Origin of the sequence: uncultured Bacteroides sp. (assembly GCF_949298305.1) — a bacterium.
In the GTDB taxonomy this organism is placed as follows: Bacteria; Bacteroidota; Bacteroidia; order Bacteroidales; family Bacteroidaceae; genus Bacteroides.
Map to the genome: position 1 here is coordinate 1 of NZ_CASFWU010000072.1, position 15,880 is coordinate 15,880.

Genomic DNA, 15,880 nt, shown 5'->3' on the forward strand with positions numbered 1-15,880 from the left:
GTAGAAGTCGCCCAAGCGTGCATGGCCGAGCGGCTTGTTGCCCAGCACGCCGGGCAGCGGCTCGTCGGTGATGGTGAAGGTGTACACCTCGCTCCAGTCGGACGATGCCACCGCTGTCACCGCCTTGACGCTCGCGCTGCGTCCGGTCGGAGCATCGCCTTCAGCCAGTGCCTTGACGCTCACGCTGTGCTCGCCCGGAGCGTAGTCGAAGAGGCTGAAGCTGATTCCGGGTTCGGAAACGGGCATTTCCTTCCCGTCGTCTATCTTGTAGAGATAGGAAGCGGCATTCGCGACGGGCGCCCACGAGACGGTCACGGTGCAGCTCTCCTTATTCACATCGGCATTCAGCGCATCGGGCGCCTGCAGCTTCGCGCTTCCGACGGAGAAGTCTGCCTTGCCCCACTCCGAGGGGCTGAACAAATCGGGCTGGGCGGTACTGACCGCCTGCACCGTGATGGAGTGGCTGCCTCCCTCGAATTTACTGTACGGCTGGAGTTCGAGGCGCGTCTCCCCGGTTTTGTACAGGGTTTCGTCGCCGGAAATCTTGTAATGGTAGTTGTCCGCATGCTCCACCGCCTGCCACGAGGCGATGATGGTCTTTGCATTCCTGTCCACATCCACTGTGACGACCGGAGTGGCGAGTTGCGTCTGGCCGATGGAGGGCTGGTCATCCTTGTCGCAGGCCGTCATCAGCAGGATGGCCGCGAACATCTGCATTGCTGCGTAGTATAGTTTCGTTTTCATCATATCATACCTCCTGTTAAGTTTTATGTTTCTGCATTCCGCACCCTGCGGAGAGGCAGGCGGGCAATCGCAGCCGGAACCCCGTTCGGCCCCTTGTTCCCCGGCTGCCGGATAGCCGTCAGACCATCCGGCAGCCGGCCGGAAGAAGTGTCAGCCTATCGGGTTGTCGTCTTCGCCGCCACCGGTGCCACCGCCGCCCGTGCCGCCGGTCTCGCCGCCCGAGGGCAGCCCCTTGGCCTTGCGGTAGGCCGCCAGCGAGGCGTAGTCGATGCCGTCGGCCAGCACGCCGGCATTCTCGAAGGTGAGCTGCTGGATGATGGCGTTGCGGAACTTGCGGTTGGGCACGAAGCGCAGGCGGGCTTCATAAATCATGGTGTTGGGGTCGAACTCGTTGATGTCGGCCACGCCCTTGCTGCGGAAGGTGATGCGGAGGTCGCCCATCTCGCCCAGGGGCACCGATTCGCCCTTGCGCAGCTTGCTGATGGCATATTCGGTCAGGTGTACCAGCCCTGCCGTCAGTTCGATGGGGGCCGTGGTTGTGTTCGCGGTGGCGGCACGGGTGGCGCTGTCGGCCTCCTCGGCTTCGCCTGTGATGGGGGTGGCGTACCACAGGGGTGCCTCTTCACGATTGTTCGGGTTCACTTTCTGAATCAGTTTGTACTTCATAGCTGTTTCCTCCTGTTCTTTTAGTTAGACTTCGGTTCATTGGCCGTCCTCCGTTCCGCACCCCCTCCGCCCGTCCTTTCGGAGGGCCTGCGGGGAGACCGGGCGTCTGCCTGCGGGAAGACCGGATGTCTGCCTGCGGGAAGACCGGATGTCTGCCTGCGGGAAGACCGGATGTCTGCCTGCGGGAAGACCGGATGTCTGCCACCGGATGTCTGCCTGCGGGAAGACCGGATGTCTGCCTGCGGGGAGACCGGATGTCTGCCTGCGGGGAGACCGGGCGTCCGCCTGCGGGAAGACCGACGGTTCCGCCAGGGGCTTCGGGACACTGCGGTTTTTGGCTCGGCTGTACCAAAGATAAAGGATAAGTTTTTAATTCACAATAGGTTGAAGGGTGGCTATACACGAACACCCCCGCCGTTTACACGAACGGGGCACTGGCATACACGAACGGATGTTTTTTTCGGCACGGGCCTGTGGAGATTGGATTTGTTGGTGGAAAAGAATATATTTGCAGACGAAAGCCTTTGAACGAAAACACATTCTGCATGAATACGAAACGCTCCATACTGCTTTGCCTGCTCGCCGTGCTGGCGGCCCAGCTGCCCGGTGGCGCCACGGCCGCCGCAGAGCCCGCCGCCGTCACCTCGGAATACGCCTGCCGCCGCTACACCACGCAGGACGGCCTGCCGCAGATGCTCACCGAATACATCTGGCAGGACGCGAAGGGCTACATCTGGATTGGCACCCTGGGCGGCTTCGTGCGCTACGACGGCTTCGAGTTCATACCTTATTTAAAGGGAAAGCAGGAGAACATCCTCTCCTTCTGCCCCGGGCCGGACGGCAGCCTGTGGGCCCTCGGCTTCAGGCGCAAGCACGTGGTGGACAAGGAGGGGACGATGCGGACGGTGCCCCTGACGGAGAGCGGACTGCTGCTGAACAACCTCAACGCCTACTCGCTGCCGCCCGGCCTGGTGCTGCTGGAAGACGAGCAGGAACACTGGCGCCAAATCTGCCGCCTGACCGACGGGGGAACGGAAACCTTGCTGGCGTCGCCCCTGCTGGACGACATGGACACGCGCCGCAGGGTCTATCTGGACAGCGTCACGCAGACGTTCTACATCCCCACCCCGCGCCTCGTCTACCGGATAAAGACCGACGGCACCTGCCTGCAGCCCATCGTGCGGGCCGAGTCCTACTCGCTCCTGAGGGACGGGAAGCGGCTCCTGCTCTTTGCCGCCGACGGCATCTACGAGGTGGACGGGCCCCGCGCGTACCTCGTCTCCGCCTGCCGCTTCCTGGCGCCTGACTACGGCGTGAGCGCCTGCGCCGACCGCAAGGGGAACATCTTCATACACGACGCCCACAACCTGTACCGCCTCTCGAAGGACGGCAGCGTCAGGCGCATCGTGGACGGCATCAACCTCATCCGCCAGATGTTCATCGACCGCGAGGGCAACCTCTGGCTGGCCACCTACCAGGGCGTCTACAACTTCTTCCAGCTGAACTTCGTGAACCACCGCCTGAACGACCACAACGACATCCTGCGCGCCATTGACGAGGACGCACAGGGACGCCTGCTGGCGGGCACCCTGAACGGCCGCCTGCTTTGCGGGCCGGATGCCGCCGGACTGCGCCCCGTCCCCTACCTGCGCGAGGCGGAAAACTACTTCCTGCCCCGCACGGCCCGCATAGGCGGCACCACCTACCTGCTGGGCAGGGGCGACGTGCTGGCCTGCGACGGCGACGGACACCGCTGGCTGGGACTGCCGCGGCTCAACTACCAGTACCTGGGCAGCCACGCCGACAGCCTGCTCGTGGCCACCCGCCAGGCTGTCTACGTCACCGACGCCCGCGGGCGCATCCTCCAGACCCACGAAGGCCTGCGCGGCGTCTTCTGCGCCTGCCCCGACGGCGACGGCAGCCTCTACGTGGGCACCGCCTACGGCGTGGTACGCCTGCACGGCGACGAACGCCGGGACATTGCCCTGCCGGACAGCAGCGTTTCCTGCACGGCCATGACCGTCAGTCCCTACGGCGAAATCCTCTTTGCCTCGGGCGAGAACCTCTACACCGTGCGCAACGACTCCGCCGTGCTGGTGCAAAGCTATGCCAGCCCGATACGCTCGGTGCGCCAGACGCGCGACAACTTCCTCATCGTGGCCGTCACCGACGGGCTTTACATCACCGACAACCGCCTGCTGCAGACCATGTTCTTCAACCGCTACAACGGCTTTACGGGCATCGAGCCCCTGGCCGCCCACATTGCCGAGACGGACGACGGCACCGTCTGGATTCCCTGCGTGGACCAGGCCGTCGCCTTCCATCCCCACGAACTGGTCTACCAGTACACCCCGCCCCGGCTGGAACTCCTCTCCGTGCAGGCCTCGGCGGACAACGTCAACTGGCAGCGCGCCACGGCCGGCGCCGACGGGGTCATCCGCCTGGAGCACGGACTGCCCAACCTGCGCTTCTCCTACATCGCCATCTCCCACTCCGCCACCGACAACGTGCGCTACCGCTACCGCCTGAAAGGCTTCCAGGAGCAGTGGTCGCAGCCGCAGACGGGTCGCGAGGTGCAGTTCAGCAACCTGCCGCCCGGACGCTACCGGCTGGAGGTGTCGGCCCTGCTGGGCAACATCTCGTCGGACACCATCGGGGTGGACCTTCTGCTGAAGCCCGCCTTCTGGCAGCACACGTGGTTCTGGCTGGCGGTCGCACTGGGGCTGGCGGGCGGCATCTGGACACTGGCCTACACCTACTACAAGCGGCGCGACCGCCGGAAGATGGACGGGCTGCAGCGCGAAATCAAGCTGAACAACCTGCTGGTGAAGTCCATCCGCCTGAAGTCCATCCCCCACTTCAACGCCAACGTGCTGGCGGGCATCGAATACTTCATCCTGAACCACTCGGTGGAGGAAGCCAACAAGTACCTCTCCCTCTACTCGCGCTTCACCAGCTCCACCCTGCTTGACGTGGACAAGCCCTCACGCTCCCTGGACAAGGAGCTGGAGTACGTCCGCCTCTACCTCTCGCTGGAGCAGCTGCGCTACGGCGACAGTCTCTCCTACCGCATCAGCGTGGCGCCCGAAGTGGACACCGCCACACAGGTGCCCAACATGATACTGCACACCTACTGCGAGAATGCCGTGAAGCACGGGCTGCGCAACAAGGCCGGAAACGGACGCATTGACATCGAAGTCACCGCCCGCCCCGGCGGCATCAACATAGCCGTCACCGACGACGGCGTGGGCCGCGAAGCCGCCGCCACCTTCTCCACCTCCTCCACCAGGCAGGGACTCAGCATCATGGAGCAGCAGATTGAACTCTACAACCAGCGCAACGACGAGCACATCGTGCAGACCGTGACCGACCTCAAGACCCCCGAGGGCCGGGCCTGCGGCACACGCTTCGAGCTGTTCGTCCCCGTCCGCTATAACTATTTCTGACCCACCCCAACGCCTATGAAGCACTTCCGCGCCATCATCGTCGAGGACGAGCGGCTGCCCCGCCTCTCGCTCCTCCGGAAACTGGAAACCTACCACCCCGACATCGAGGTGGTGGACTGTTGCGAAACCTACGAAGCCGCCCTCACCGCCGTCCTGCGCCACCGTCCGGACATCCTCTTCCTCGACATCCAGCTGCAGGGACACACAGGCCTGGAGCTGCTGCGCGAGCTGAAGGAGGCCATCCCCCTGCCCCACATCGTCTTCACCACCGCATACAGCAACTCGGAGTATCTGCTGCAGGCCATCCGCTTCGCCGCCGCCGACTACCTGCTGAAGCCCGTGGACGTGTCGGAGCTGGCAAAGGCCATCCGCCGCATCGAGGAGCGCAGCGCGGCGACCCTGTCCCCAGCAACGCAGCCCCCGGCACAGTCCGGCAAATTCCCCTTTCGTACCCTCAACGGCACCCTCTATGCCGGCAAGGACGAAGTAATCTACGTGCGCGCCAGCGGCAACTATTCCCAAGTCATGCTGCCCGAGGGCGAGGAAATCGTACTGGAGAGGCTCGGCGTCATCGAGAGCAAGCTGGGCGAGAGGCACTTCGTCCGCGCCGGACGCAACCTCCTGCTCAACAGCGACCTGATATACAAGATAGACCGCAAGCACAAGTGCTGCATCCTGCGCACACCCGCCGGACGCGAATACAGCGTGGAGCTGTCGGCCGGCGGGCTGGAAGCGGTGGAAAAGCTGTGATTGTCCGCCGCTTCCAGCCCGCGACTTTCGTTTTTTATCCCAATCTTTTGATAAGATAGGATGCGGTTCGGCAGAGGCAATTCGGAAAACTTCGTTTTCCATTTGCCTCTGCGCTCACCTTTCACTATCTTTGTACACCCTATCGGGAGGCGTTCCTTGTGACGAACGCCTCCCGCACGTGACTGACTAACTCATTAAACGAATGAAGATATGATACTGAACGAAAGAGACTTGCGCCATGAGCACGCATTGGCCGTGGCCCGACAGATGATGACCGCCGCCCGCACGGCTCCCAAAGGCAAGGGGATTGACGTGGTGGAGATAGCCCTGGTGACCGACAGCGACCTGCCGATACTGGCAGAGCGGATGCGGCAGATTGCGGACGAAACCGGCATGAAGTTCTTCCTGCGCGATGCCGACAACATCCTGCAGGCCGAGTGTGTAATTATAATAGGTACGCGCGAGCAGGCACAGGGCCTGAACTGCGGCCACTGCGGCTTCGCCACCTGCGCCGGACGGACCGAGGGCGTGCCCTGCGCGCTGAACACGGTGGACGTGGGCATTGCCGTGGGGTCGGCCTGCGCCACCGCCGCCGACCTGCGGGTAGACACGCGCGTGATGTTCTCCGCCGGCCTGGCCGCCCAGCAGCTGGGATGGCTGAAGGACTGCCGCAGCGTGCTGGCCATCCCCGTAAGCGCCTCCTCCAAGAACCCCTTCTTCGACCGCAAGCCTAAAGAAACCCAGCCATGACACAGCCCCTGCTACCCGCCGAATGGGCGCCGCAAAGCGGCGTACAGCTCACCTGGCCCCATGCCGGAACAGACTGGGCCTACATGCTCGACGAAGTGCAGGCGTGCTTCCTGCGCATAGCCCGCGAGATTGCCGCCCGCCAGCGGCTGCTGATTGCCGCACCCGACCCCGACGACGTGAAGCGGCAGATAGCCGACACCGTCCGCATGGACAACGTGCGGCTGGTGCAGTGCCCCACCAACGACACTTGGGCGCGCGACCACGGCGCCATCACCCTGCTCTGCGACGGACAGCCGCGGCTGCTCGACTTCAAGTTCAACGGCTGGGGCCTGAAGTTTGCCGCGGACAAGGACAACCTCATCACCCGCCGCCTCGTGGAGGCCGGCGCCCTGCACGGCGCCTACGAGAACCGCCTGGGCTTCGTCCTCGAAGGCGGTTCCATCGAAAGCGACGGTTGCGGCACACTGCTCACCACCTCCGAGTGCCTGCTCTCGCCCAACCGCAACGGGCAGATGACGCAGACCGAGATTGACGCCTACCTGCGCCGCACCTTCGGCGTGCGGCAGGTGCTCTGGCTGGACCACGGCTACCTGGCGGGCGACGACACGGACAGCCACATCGACACCCTGGCCCGCCTCTGCCCGCAGGACACCATTGCCTACGTGAAGTGTACCGACCCGCAGGACGAGCACTACGAAGCCCTCGGCCGGATGGAGGCACAGCTGCGCACCTTCCGCACCCCCGGCGGCATGCCCTACCGCCTGCTGGCCCTGCCCATGGCCGACGCCGTGGTGGAGGACGGCGAGCGCCTGCCGGCCACCTACGCCAACTTCCTCGTGCTGAACACGGCCGTGCTCTACCCCACCTACAACCAGCCGGACAACGACCGCCGCGCCGCCGAGGTGCTGGCACAGGCCTTCCCCGGCCGCGAGGTCGTGGGCCTGGACTGCCGCGCCCTCATCCGCCAGCACGGGTCGCTGCACTGCGTCACCATGCAATACCCCGAAGAAGTAATAGTTTAATATATCTGTTTAAAGCAAAGATTATGAGAAAGATAAAGATAGGCATCGTACAGCAGGCCAACACCGCCGACCTGCGCACCAACCTGATGAACCTGGCCAAGAGCATCGAAGCCTGCGCCGCACACGGCGCGCAGCTCGTCGTCCTTCAGGAACTGCACAACTCGCTCTACTTCTGCCAGACGGAGGACACGCAGCTGTTCGACCTGGCCGAGCCGATACCCGGCCCCTCCACGGGCTTCTACTCCGAACTGGCCGCCGCCAACCGCATCGTGCTCGTCACGTCGCTCTTCGAGAAGCGCGCGCCGGGGCTCTACCACAACACGGCCGTCGTCTTCGACCGCGACGGGAGCATGGCCGGCAAGTACCGCAAGATGCACATCCCCGACGACCCCGCCTACTACGAGAAGTTCTACTTCACCCCCGGCGACCTGGGCTTCGAACCCATACAGACCTCGCTGGGCCGCCTCGGCGTGCTGGTCTGCTGGGACCAGTGGTATCCCGAAGCCGCCCGCCTCATGGCGCTGAAGGGCGCCGAGCTGCTCATCTACCCCACCGCCATCGGCTGGGAAAGCACCGACACGGACGACGAGAAGGCCCGCCAGCTGGGCGCGTGGGTCATCTCGCAGCGCGGAAACGCCGTGGCCAACGGCCTGCCCGTCGTGGCCGTGAACCGCGTGGGCCACGAGCCCGACCCCTCGGGACAGACCAACGGCATCCTCTTCTGGGGCAACAGCTTCGTGGCCGGGCCGCAGGGCGAACTGCTGGCGCAGGCCGCCAACGACCGCCCGGAGAACCTCGTGGTGGAAGTGGACCTGGAGCGCTCCGAGCAGGTGCGCCGCTGGTGGCCCTTCCTGCGCGACCGCCGCATCGACGCCTACGAGGGCCTGGTGAAACGCTACCTGGACTGACGCGCGCCCAAACCGCGCCCCGACATACCTAACGACCAACCGCTGAAGATATGAACGACACCGACATTCCCACCGGCTACATCGGCTGCATGGCCGACGACGCCACCTGCCCGCAGGCAGCCCGCTGCCTGCGCGCCCTGGCCTACCGCCTGCGCGCAAGGCAACCGGAGCAGCCCGACTGGCTGACCATCATCAATCCGGCCAACACCGCGAGCCGCTACGCCACGCCGCAGTGCGCCCACTTCCGTCCGGCCACCCCCGTCCGTTACGCCAAGGGGATGCAGCACCTGTTCGACAACGTCCCCCTGGCCCAGGCAGGCGGCCTGCGCCGGGACGTCGGACACTGCTTCACCTCGCGCCGCATGTACTACCGCTACCGGACGGGCGAATACCTGCTGCCGCCCCGCATGCAGGAGGACATCGCGCGGATATTCCGCCGTCACGGCATCGCCGACGGCCCCTGCTTCGACAGCTACGTAGAGTCCTACGCCTGGTAGGCCCTCTCCCGCCCGGCCCGAGCCGGTGTGCCACGGAACCTCCCTTGCCGGGACGCGGCGGGTGGCCGCCGTCAGCGGAAGGTGACTTTCTTGTTCATCAGGAAATTGACCGCGCCGTAGACGAAGAGGCCGAGGAACTGGGCCAGGTACTCGTTGCAGCCCAACAGTTCGACCAGCGCGATGAGGAAGAGGAACTGGGCCCCGTAGGCCAGTCCGAAGGCAATGAGAAAGAGCAGCATCTGCCGCCAGATGCTGCTCTTCTTGTCTGTGGGGAATATCCAGTACTTGCACCACAGGAAGTTGTTGGTCTGCGCAAGTACGTAGGCGGCGACGTTGGAGGCCAGGTAGTGGATGCCCAGCACGCCCATCGCCAGCCCGATGGTGGCGGCAGTTATCAGCGCGTTGAGCGTGCCGATGACCACGAAACGGAAGATGCGCGTCGTCTCCTTCACTGCCGCCTGCCGTTAGCTTACTCCTTGATGTCTACCACGAGGTTCAGCTCGTCCAGCTGCTTCTGGTCGAGGTAGCCGGGGGCGTCGAGCATGACGTCGCGTCCGCTGTTGTTCTTGGGGAAGGCGATGCAGTCGCGGATGCTGTCCAGCCCGGCGAAGATGCTCACCCAGCGGTCCAGACCGTAGGCCAGGCCTCCGTGAGGGGGCGCGCCGTACTTGAAGGCGTTCATCAGGAAGCCGAACTGCTCCTGTGCCTTCTCGGGCGTGAAGCCCAGTATCTCGAACATCTTGGCCTGCAGCTGCGCGTCGTGGATACGGATGGAGCCGCCTCCCACCTCGATGCCGTTGCACACCATGTCGTAGGCGTCGGCGCGGACGGCTGCCGGGTCGGTGTCCAGCAGGGGGATGTCCTCGTCCTTCGGGTGGGTGAACGGATGGTGCATGGCCATCAGACGGCCTTCCTCGTCGCTCCACTCGAACATGGGGAAGTCTACCACCCACAGGAGGGCGAACTTGTTCTTGTCGCGCAGGCCCAGCTGGTTGCCCATCTCGAGGCGGAGTTCGCAGAGCTGCTTGCGGGTCTTCATGGCGTCGTCGCCGCTGAGGATGAGGATGAGGTCGCCGGGCTTGGCACCGAAGGCGGCCTTCATCTGCTGCAGCACCTCCTGCGTGTAGAACTTGTCGACGCTGGACTTCACCGTTCCGTCGGCCTCGATGCGGGCGTAGACCATGCCCTTGGCGCCAATCTGCGGGCGCTTCACGAAGTCGGTCAGGGCGTCGAGCTGCTTGCGCGTATAGTGGGCCGCACCCTCGGCGCAGATGCCGCCGATGTAGGCTGCGTTGTCGAATACGGAGAAGCCGTGTCCCTTCAGGATGTCCATCAGCTCGACGAACTTCATGCCGAAGCGCAGGTCGGGCTTGTCGCTGCCGTAGTACTTCATGGCGTCGGCCCAGGGCATGCGCTGGAAGGGCTCGGTCAGCTCCACGCCGCGCAGCTCCTTGAAGAGGTACTTGGCCATTCCCTCGAAGAGCTCGATGACGTCGTCCTGCTGCACGAAGGACATCTCGCAGTCAATCTGCGTGAACTCCGGCTGGCGGTCGGCGCGCAGGTCTTCGTCGCGGAAACACTTGGCAATCTGGAAGTAGCGGTCGAATCCCGACACCATGAGCAGCTGCTTCAGCGTCTGGGGGCTCTGCGGCAGGGCGTAGAACTGGCCGGGGTTCATGCGCGAGGGCACCACGAAGTCGCGGGCACCTTCGGGCGTGGAGCCGATGAGCAGCGGGGTCTCCACTTCGATGAAGCCTTTGCTGTCCAAGTACTTGCGCACCTCGATGGTCATTTTGTGGCGCAGTTCCAGGTTCTTGCGCACAGCCGTGCGGCGCAGGTCCAGGTAGCGGTACTTCATGCGGATGTCGTCGCCGCCGTCGGTATTGTCCTCGATGGTGAAGGGGGGCGTCATGGCCGCGTTCAGCACGTTCAGCTCCGATACGATGATTTCAATGTCGCCCGTGGGGATGTTGGCGTTCTTGCTGAAGCGTTCGTTCACCGTTCCGGTCACCTGGATGACGTATTCGCGTCCCAGGCGGTTGGCCTGCTCGCACAGGGCGGCATCCACTTCCTCGTTGAAAACTAACTGGGTAATGCCGTAGCGGTCGCGGAGGTCGATGAAGGTCATGCCTCCCATCTTACGGCTGCGCTGCACCCATCCGGCCAGCGTCACTTGTTTGTTGGTGTCGGAGATACGCAGTTCTCCGCAGGTGTGTGTCCTATACATATCTTTATATATGAATATATGGTTTAACCAGTTCTGCCCATGCGGCCAGGCCGTGGCCCCGCCTGCATGAAAATCGCACAAAATTACGGAAAACAATTAAGTCCCGCAAGCATCCTGGGAAACAATTGACTACAAGTGGCCGGCAACAGACAGCCTTCACCTGTCACCCATATCCGATGGTTCATAATGCCTTACTTTCCTGTCAGCCTCTTGAACCGTTCCCTGCCTTTATCCAGAATCTCCCTGTTCTTGTGCGAGAAGTCTTCCACAATGTTCTCATTCAATTGTTTCAGGCCGTTAATGTAATCCTGTGCCCGTTGCAGTACGTTGGCCGTATCCTTTTCGGCATCCTTTGGTACAATGACCTGCAATCCTCTCTGCACGATTTTCACATCGATGTTTTCGTCCATCATAATGGGGTCGCCGTCAAAGTGTGCCACCCCGGGCTTGGAGCGGTGGATGCTAAGCGTGCGGCAACGGAAAGTCTTGATACGGCTGTTCTGGTCTATTGTCTTGTTAAAGAGTTGAAAAGCGAGCGCAGGTACGTCAAGTACAGTAAATGGTTCCAGTATGGTGACGTCCAGCAGGCCGTCGTTCAGAGCCGCCTTCGGAGTAATGTAGGCGTTATTTCCATACTGCGAAGCATTGCCACAAGCAATCAGAAAGGCTTTGTATCGGGTCGATACATTCCCATCCATTATCAACTCGTAGACCTCAGGACGATATTTCAGACTCTCGCGTAACGTCTGTTCCAGGTAAGTAAGCGGCCCACGCTTGCCGGCCTGTGAGAACTTAAGGCTGACAAATGCGTCGAAACCGACCCCACAAGTACAGAAAAACGGCACATTGTTTATCTTCCCATAATCAATAACATCGACCCGCCCTTCGTTGATAATGTCTATCGCCCTTTTCACCTCAAGCGGAATCTGCAGATGGCGTGCAAGGCCGTTGCCCGAACCGCAGGGAATGATACCCAATGCGGTGCGCGTATGCACCAACGAGCGGGCAATCTCATTGACAGTACCATCACCACCGACAGCCACTACGGCAAAGACACCTTCTGCCGCTTGCTGACGGGCTATTTCCACGGCATGTCCCGCATATTGGGTATAAATTACTACCGGCTCATAAATACTCTTGTCCAACCTTTCGTTCACCCACTTCAAGATTTGCTCTTTGCTCTGCGTCCCCGATATGGGGTTGATGACAAATGCTATTTTTGCTCTCTCTTCGTTCATGCGAGGTCTGTTCTATGCAATTTTTAAGTAGGCAAATGTAATATAAATCCCCGGAAACAGCAGCATAAAGCAGGTTTTAATGATGCCGGAAAGAGATTTTTTGTCCGAGATGACACAGTCAATCACATATTTTGCTATCTTTGCCCCCTGTTTTTAGCCAGACTATCTATTAGTGTTAAATATTATATAACAGACATTTCATGGGTTTATTAAAAGACAAATTTGCGAAATACGACTTGCCGCAACAATATATGGCACAAGGCGTATACCCTTATTTCCGCACAATCGACAGCCATCAGGACACAGAGGTGATGATGGATGGTAAAAAGGTTCTGATGTTCGGGTCAAACGCTTATATGGGTCTTACATACGACCAGCGCATCATTGATGCGTCGAAAGCAGCCACAGACAAATATGGCACGGGATGTGCCGGCTCTCGTTTCCTTAACGGAACACTTGACATCCACGTGGAATTGGAAAAAGAACTGGCCGAGTTCGTGGGCAAGGATGAAGCACTCTGCTTCTCCACTGGCTTCACCGTGAACGAAGGCATCATCCCGGCCGTAGTGGGACGCGGAGACTATATCATCTGTGATGACCGTGACCACGCCTCCATCGTGGACGGACGTCGCCTCTCCTTTGCCACCCAGCTGAAATACAAGCATAACGACATGGAAGACCTGGAAAAGGAACTCCAGAAGTGCGAACCTGATGCCGTAAAACTGATTGTGGTGGACGGTGTATTCTCTATGGAAGGCGACTTGGCCAACCTGCCCGAGATTGTCCGCCTGAAAAAGAAGTACAACGCCAGCATCTATGTAGATGAAGCTCACGGACTGGGCGTATTCGGTCGTCAGGGACGTGGCGTCTGTGACCATTTTGGCGTAACAGACGACGTAGATCTTATTATGGGTACATTCAGTAAGTCGTTGGCATCCATCGGCGGATTTATTGCCGGTGATAAAGAAGTCATCAACTGGCTCCGTCACAATGCCCGTTCTTACATATTTCAGGCCAGCAGCACACCCGCCGCTACTGCAGCAGCCCGTGAAGCTCTTCACATCATACAGTCGGAACCCGAACGCATCGAACGCCTGTGGAAAATCACCAACTACGCCCTGAAGAAGTTCCGCGACGCAGGTTTTGAAATAGGCGATACGGAGTCACCCATCATCCCGCTCTATGTACGGGATACGGACAAGACGTTTATGGTGACCAAGATGGCTTTCGACGAAGGTATTTTCATCAACCCTGTCATACCGCCCGCCTGTGCCCCGCAGGACACATTGGTACGCGTAGCGCTGATGGCAACCCACACCCAAAAGCAGGTGGACTATGCCGTAGACAAACTGACCAAGTGCTTCAAAGAGTTGGGCGTCATTAAATGACAACGGCTTGCTAGCCGGAACAGGAGGAAGCCCCCTATATTCAGCTAAAGATATTGCCATCTTTCAGCATGGATTATACACACATTCGAGTAGGGATTCTTTTTTCTACTCGCATCTATGTAAATCCATGCGGAAGGATGGCAATCATTTTATAAGTGGTCAGTAATTGTTCTTGTAGTTATTATACCAGTCTTTGTTCAGTAATCCCTTGCTCTCTACCCACGTCTTGAAATCAGGATATTCAGCCTCGTCATCTATGCGGCTGCGCTCGGTAACAGTGTGAAAGCCCTTGAGTGGAAGTTCGATGGCAAAAGGATATTTACCTCCTTTGTCAATGTAGTAGGCGTCATCTGCCGTATAGTTCAGTGTATTGTCCGCCCATATCGTTCCTTGGTGTTTGGGTAAATGCACTTCCACCCGTTTTCGCTCACCGGCCGTATATTTCACGATGACGTATGGATTGATTGGTTTCAAGTCGGTCTTCAAGAACAAGCCGGCCTCGTTAAACGTCCGCTCCACCATCACGGTCTTGCCGGCGGGTACAGCCTGTTTTACATTGGGGAACACCACCACCGAGTTAGTCTCGCTCTCCATCACGGCTCCATCACCCGTAACAGTTACCACTCCGGTCTGAACGGGATCCGTCTGATAAGCAAAAGCATTAGCATATGAAGCACCGTCATGTACAGCAACAAAGGTGTCGGCAATCTTCTTTACACGATTCTTCGAGTCGAAGGTCACCGCCCGTTCATATTCCACCACCACATCGTTCATGTCGTAGTCACCGCCTGAGGGCCAGATGTCTTCAAAGGCCAAGGTTCCGACTGTACGTTCAGTGACATCCGGGATAACAATGTCAGTGCCACTCTCCTTAATGTAGGGTCGTCCCGGATTCTTAGGGTCGATGATGGCATCCATGTCGTCGGTGAAAACACAGAAGAGCATATCCTCATAACTCTTATCACCTCCATCCTCCGCTCCAACCACAACTCCACGTAACTTCTCGTCATAGACAGAGATGAAGCGTTGATTGATATCGTTAGAAGTTATCATCTTTCCAATGTTCTGCATCTCGGCTGTGTTGGGATTGAAGCCTTCGGGAATCATGAACCAGCCAATTGTATATCCCACAGGGAACTTGTCGCTTGCCGGCTGGTCGCCGTTCTCTCCGAAGAATTTGAGTGTCACCTCGTAGCCCGACTGCAAGATTCCCTTTATAAGACTGTTATAATAGGGATCATCTCCCACAATGGAGACATTGGGAAAGAGAACATATTTTTTCCGATCGGCTACATTGCGTTCGCCGCTGCCCTTATAATAATAGTAGCCGAAGGTATTGCGGTAACCTGCCCGTTCATGGAGGAACATCAGACTGACACGGGTTTCCTTGGCAATATAGAAGTTTGTCTGCTCCACACCACCAATCAATGCACTGTTATCCAAGTTCCCGGGCTTCGTCTGCGACTTGTTCCACAACAGATTTTTCAGGCGAGATGTGAATACAGACAGCCCCTCCAGATTTTTCGTCTTGCCATTGTCATTCCAAATAGGTATCCAATAGTTGCGAGTGACGTATCCAGGATTCTCACTCGTCACACGGCCATCCTTGTCCCACTTGCACAGGGAGTACAGGCCGGCTGTGGCATCCAGTCGGTAAGGCTGCGTTCCCGTAAAGCCGTAAGCCCTGGTAGAGGCTTCAGCGGCTGACGCGCTGTTGTCAAACACGAAGGCATTGTCCGCCATGTCCACCTCCACACACTCGGGATAGCCCATCTCGCGGGTGTACAGGTAAATCTTCTCCACCCGGGTAGGTATTTCCATCTTTCCCTCGAAGCGGCCGTTCTCGTCCGTAAATGCCATGAACAGGGGGGTGAGGTCCTGGCGCAGGGTGCGGATGTTGCCGTCGGTCGCCACGGGCTTCTGGTCGTATACCTCAATCAGGGCTGGCATGCCAGGCATGGCGTAGTCCACCTTCAGCGTGACGGGAGCCTTGGTATTGAAGCTGAAGTAAGTGTCTGCCGGGGGTACCAGGGTTTCCGCTGCGTCCGGATTGTATACATCATTTGTACATCCGGCCAGCATTCCAGAAACGAATGCCGTGCTTATGCAAACCAGCATTCCGATAATCTTTCTTGATTTCATATAATTAATACTTCGTTAAATTTATAGCTAATCCGTTGATAACAAATAAGTTAATTAATAAAGTTTAGCAGAATAAAATAGGTCAAGTAGCTGATTTTCATT

The 15,880-nt window shown here is 59.5% G+C and carries 13 protein-coding genes; 7 read left to right on the forward strand and 6 right to left on the reverse strand.

The features are described from left to right. Window positions 1–747, reverse strand: a 747-nt coding sequence (locus Q1Y74_RS10175) for a hypothetical protein (RefSeq protein ID WP_300814179.1), incomplete at its 3' end; no start/stop codon positions are given. A 147-nt stretch (window positions 748–894) separates the two neighbouring features. Continuing rightward, window positions 895–1,410, reverse strand: coding sequence for a hypothetical protein (locus Q1Y74_RS10180; RefSeq protein ID WP_300814180.1), 516 nt, complete (start codon window positions 1,408–1,410; stop codon window positions 895–897). Between the two features lie 545 nt (window positions 1,411–1,955). On the opposite strand from Q1Y74_RS10180, the gene Q1Y74_RS10185 reads away from it, so the two are divergent. The 6 genes from Q1Y74_RS10185 to Q1Y74_RS10210 all read left to right on the forward strand — a co-directional run bounded on the left by Q1Y74_RS10185 (window position 1,956) and on the right by Q1Y74_RS10210 (window position 8,783). Next, a complete protein-coding gene (locus tag Q1Y74_RS10185) occupies window positions 1,956–4,856 on the forward strand; it encodes a sensor histidine kinase (RefSeq protein ID WP_300814181.1) in 2,901 nt (966 codons plus the stop codon). A 15-nt stretch (window positions 4,857–4,871) separates the two neighbouring features. Further along, the gene (locus Q1Y74_RS10190; RefSeq protein ID WP_300814182.1) at window positions 4,872–5,606 is read left to right on the forward strand and encodes a LytTR family DNA-binding domain-containing protein; all 735 of its coding nucleotides are present in this window, start codon (window positions 4,872–4,874) and stop codon (window positions 5,604–5,606) included. A 210-nt stretch (window positions 5,607–5,816) separates the two neighbouring features. Then, on the forward strand, window positions 5,817–6,356 hold the full coding sequence (locus Q1Y74_RS10195; protein WP_300814183.1) for a DUF2148 domain-containing protein: 540 nt from the start codon (window positions 5,817–5,819) through the stop codon (window positions 6,354–6,356). Then, window positions 6,353–7,378 (forward strand): agmatine deiminase family protein, encoded by a 1,026-nt coding sequence (locus Q1Y74_RS10200; protein WP_300814184.1) that lies wholly within the window; start codon window positions 6,353–6,355, stop codon window positions 7,376–7,378. The genes Q1Y74_RS10195 and Q1Y74_RS10200 overlap by 4 nt, the downstream gene beginning before the upstream one ends. Window positions 7,379–7,401: 23 nt before the next feature. Then, window positions 7,402–8,286, forward strand: a complete 885-nt coding sequence (locus Q1Y74_RS10205; RefSeq protein WP_300814185.1) for a carbon-nitrogen hydrolase — start codon at window positions 7,402–7,404, stop codon at window positions 8,284–8,286. Window positions 8,287–8,336: 50 nt separating this feature from the next. Beyond that, on the forward strand, window positions 8,337–8,783 hold the full coding sequence (locus tag Q1Y74_RS10210; RefSeq protein ID WP_300814186.1) for a DUF6078 family protein: 447 nt from the start codon (window positions 8,337–8,339) through the stop codon (window positions 8,781–8,783). Window positions 8,784–8,854: 71 nt separating this feature from the next. On the opposite strand, the gene Q1Y74_RS10215 is transcribed toward Q1Y74_RS10210, so the two are convergent. The 3 genes from Q1Y74_RS10215 to Q1Y74_RS10225 form a co-directional block, all read right to left on the reverse strand. Then, complete coding sequence (locus Q1Y74_RS10215) at window positions 8,855–9,235, reverse strand: GtrA family protein (RefSeq protein ID WP_300814187.1); 381 nt, start codon at window positions 9,233–9,235, stop codon at window positions 8,855–8,857. A 17-nt stretch (window positions 9,236–9,252) separates the two neighbouring features. Beyond that, window positions 9,253–11,010 carry an aspartate--tRNA ligase gene (aspS, locus tag Q1Y74_RS10220; protein ID WP_300814189.1) on the reverse strand — a complete coding sequence of 586 codons (1,758 nt, stop codon included), beginning with the start codon at window positions 11,008–11,010 and terminating at the stop codon, window positions 9,253–9,255. A 191-nt stretch (window positions 11,011–11,201) separates the two neighbouring features. Then, a complete protein-coding gene (locus Q1Y74_RS10225) occupies window positions 11,202–12,248 on the reverse strand; it encodes a diacylglycerol kinase family protein (protein WP_300814190.1) in 1,047 nt (348 codons plus the stop codon). A 200-nt stretch (window positions 12,249–12,448) separates the two neighbouring features. Here Q1Y74_RS10225 and Q1Y74_RS10230 point away from each other — a divergent pair, with 200 nt between their 5' ends. Next, entirely contained in the window at window positions 12,449–13,636 is a 1,188-nt protein-coding gene (locus tag Q1Y74_RS10230; RefSeq protein WP_300814192.1) for an aminotransferase class I/II-fold pyridoxal phosphate-dependent enzyme, read from the forward strand. A 159-nt stretch (window positions 13,637–13,795) separates the two neighbouring features. Here Q1Y74_RS10230 and Q1Y74_RS10235 read toward each other — a convergent pair whose 3' ends face one another. Then, window positions 13,796–15,778, reverse strand: coding sequence for an LruC domain-containing protein (locus tag Q1Y74_RS10235; protein WP_300814193.1), 1,983 nt, complete (start codon window positions 15,776–15,778; stop codon window positions 13,796–13,798). Window positions 15,779–15,880 lie beyond the last annotated feature (102 nt).

Excerpts from the sequence above, each read along its gene's own strand:
- Q1Y74_RS10230 (WP_300814192.1), top strand. The coding sequence starts at position 12,449 with ATGGGTTTATTAAAAGACAAATTTGCGAAATACGACTTGCCGCAACAA.
- Q1Y74_RS10210 (WP_300814186.1), top strand. The coding sequence starts at position 8,337 with ATGAACGACACCGACATTCCCACCGGCTACATCGGCTGCATGGCCGAC.
- Q1Y74_RS10185 (WP_300814181.1), top strand. The coding sequence starts at position 1,956 with ATGAATACGAAACGCTCCATACTGCTTTGCCTGCTCGCCGTGCTGGCG.
- Q1Y74_RS10205 (WP_300814185.1), top strand. The coding sequence starts at position 7,402 with ATGAGAAAGATAAAGATAGGCATCGTACAGCAGGCCAACACCGCCGAC.
- Q1Y74_RS10190 (WP_300814182.1), top strand. The coding sequence starts at position 4,872 with ATGAAGCACTTCCGCGCCATCATCGTCGAGGACGAGCGGCTGCCCCGC.
- Q1Y74_RS10195 (WP_300814183.1), top strand. The coding sequence starts at position 5,817 with ATGATACTGAACGAAAGAGACTTGCGCCATGAGCACGCATTGGCCGTG.
- Q1Y74_RS10200 (WP_300814184.1), top strand. The coding sequence starts at position 6,353 with ATGACACAGCCCCTGCTACCCGCCGAATGGGCGCCGCAAAGCGGCGTA.
- Q1Y74_RS10225 (WP_300814190.1), bottom strand. The coding sequence starts at position 12,248 with ATGAACGAAGAGAGAGCAAAAATAGCATTTGTCATCAACCCCATATCG.
- Q1Y74_RS10235 (WP_300814193.1), bottom strand. The coding sequence starts at position 15,778 with ATGAAATCAAGAAAGATTATCGGAATGCTGGTTTGCATAAGCACGGCA.
- aspS (WP_300814189.1), bottom strand. The coding sequence starts at position 11,010 with ATGTATAGGACACACACCTGCGGAGAACTGCGTATCTCCGACACCAAC.
- Q1Y74_RS10180 (WP_300814180.1), bottom strand. The coding sequence starts at position 1,410 with ATGAAGTACAAACTGATTCAGAAAGTGAACCCGAACAATCGTGAAGAG.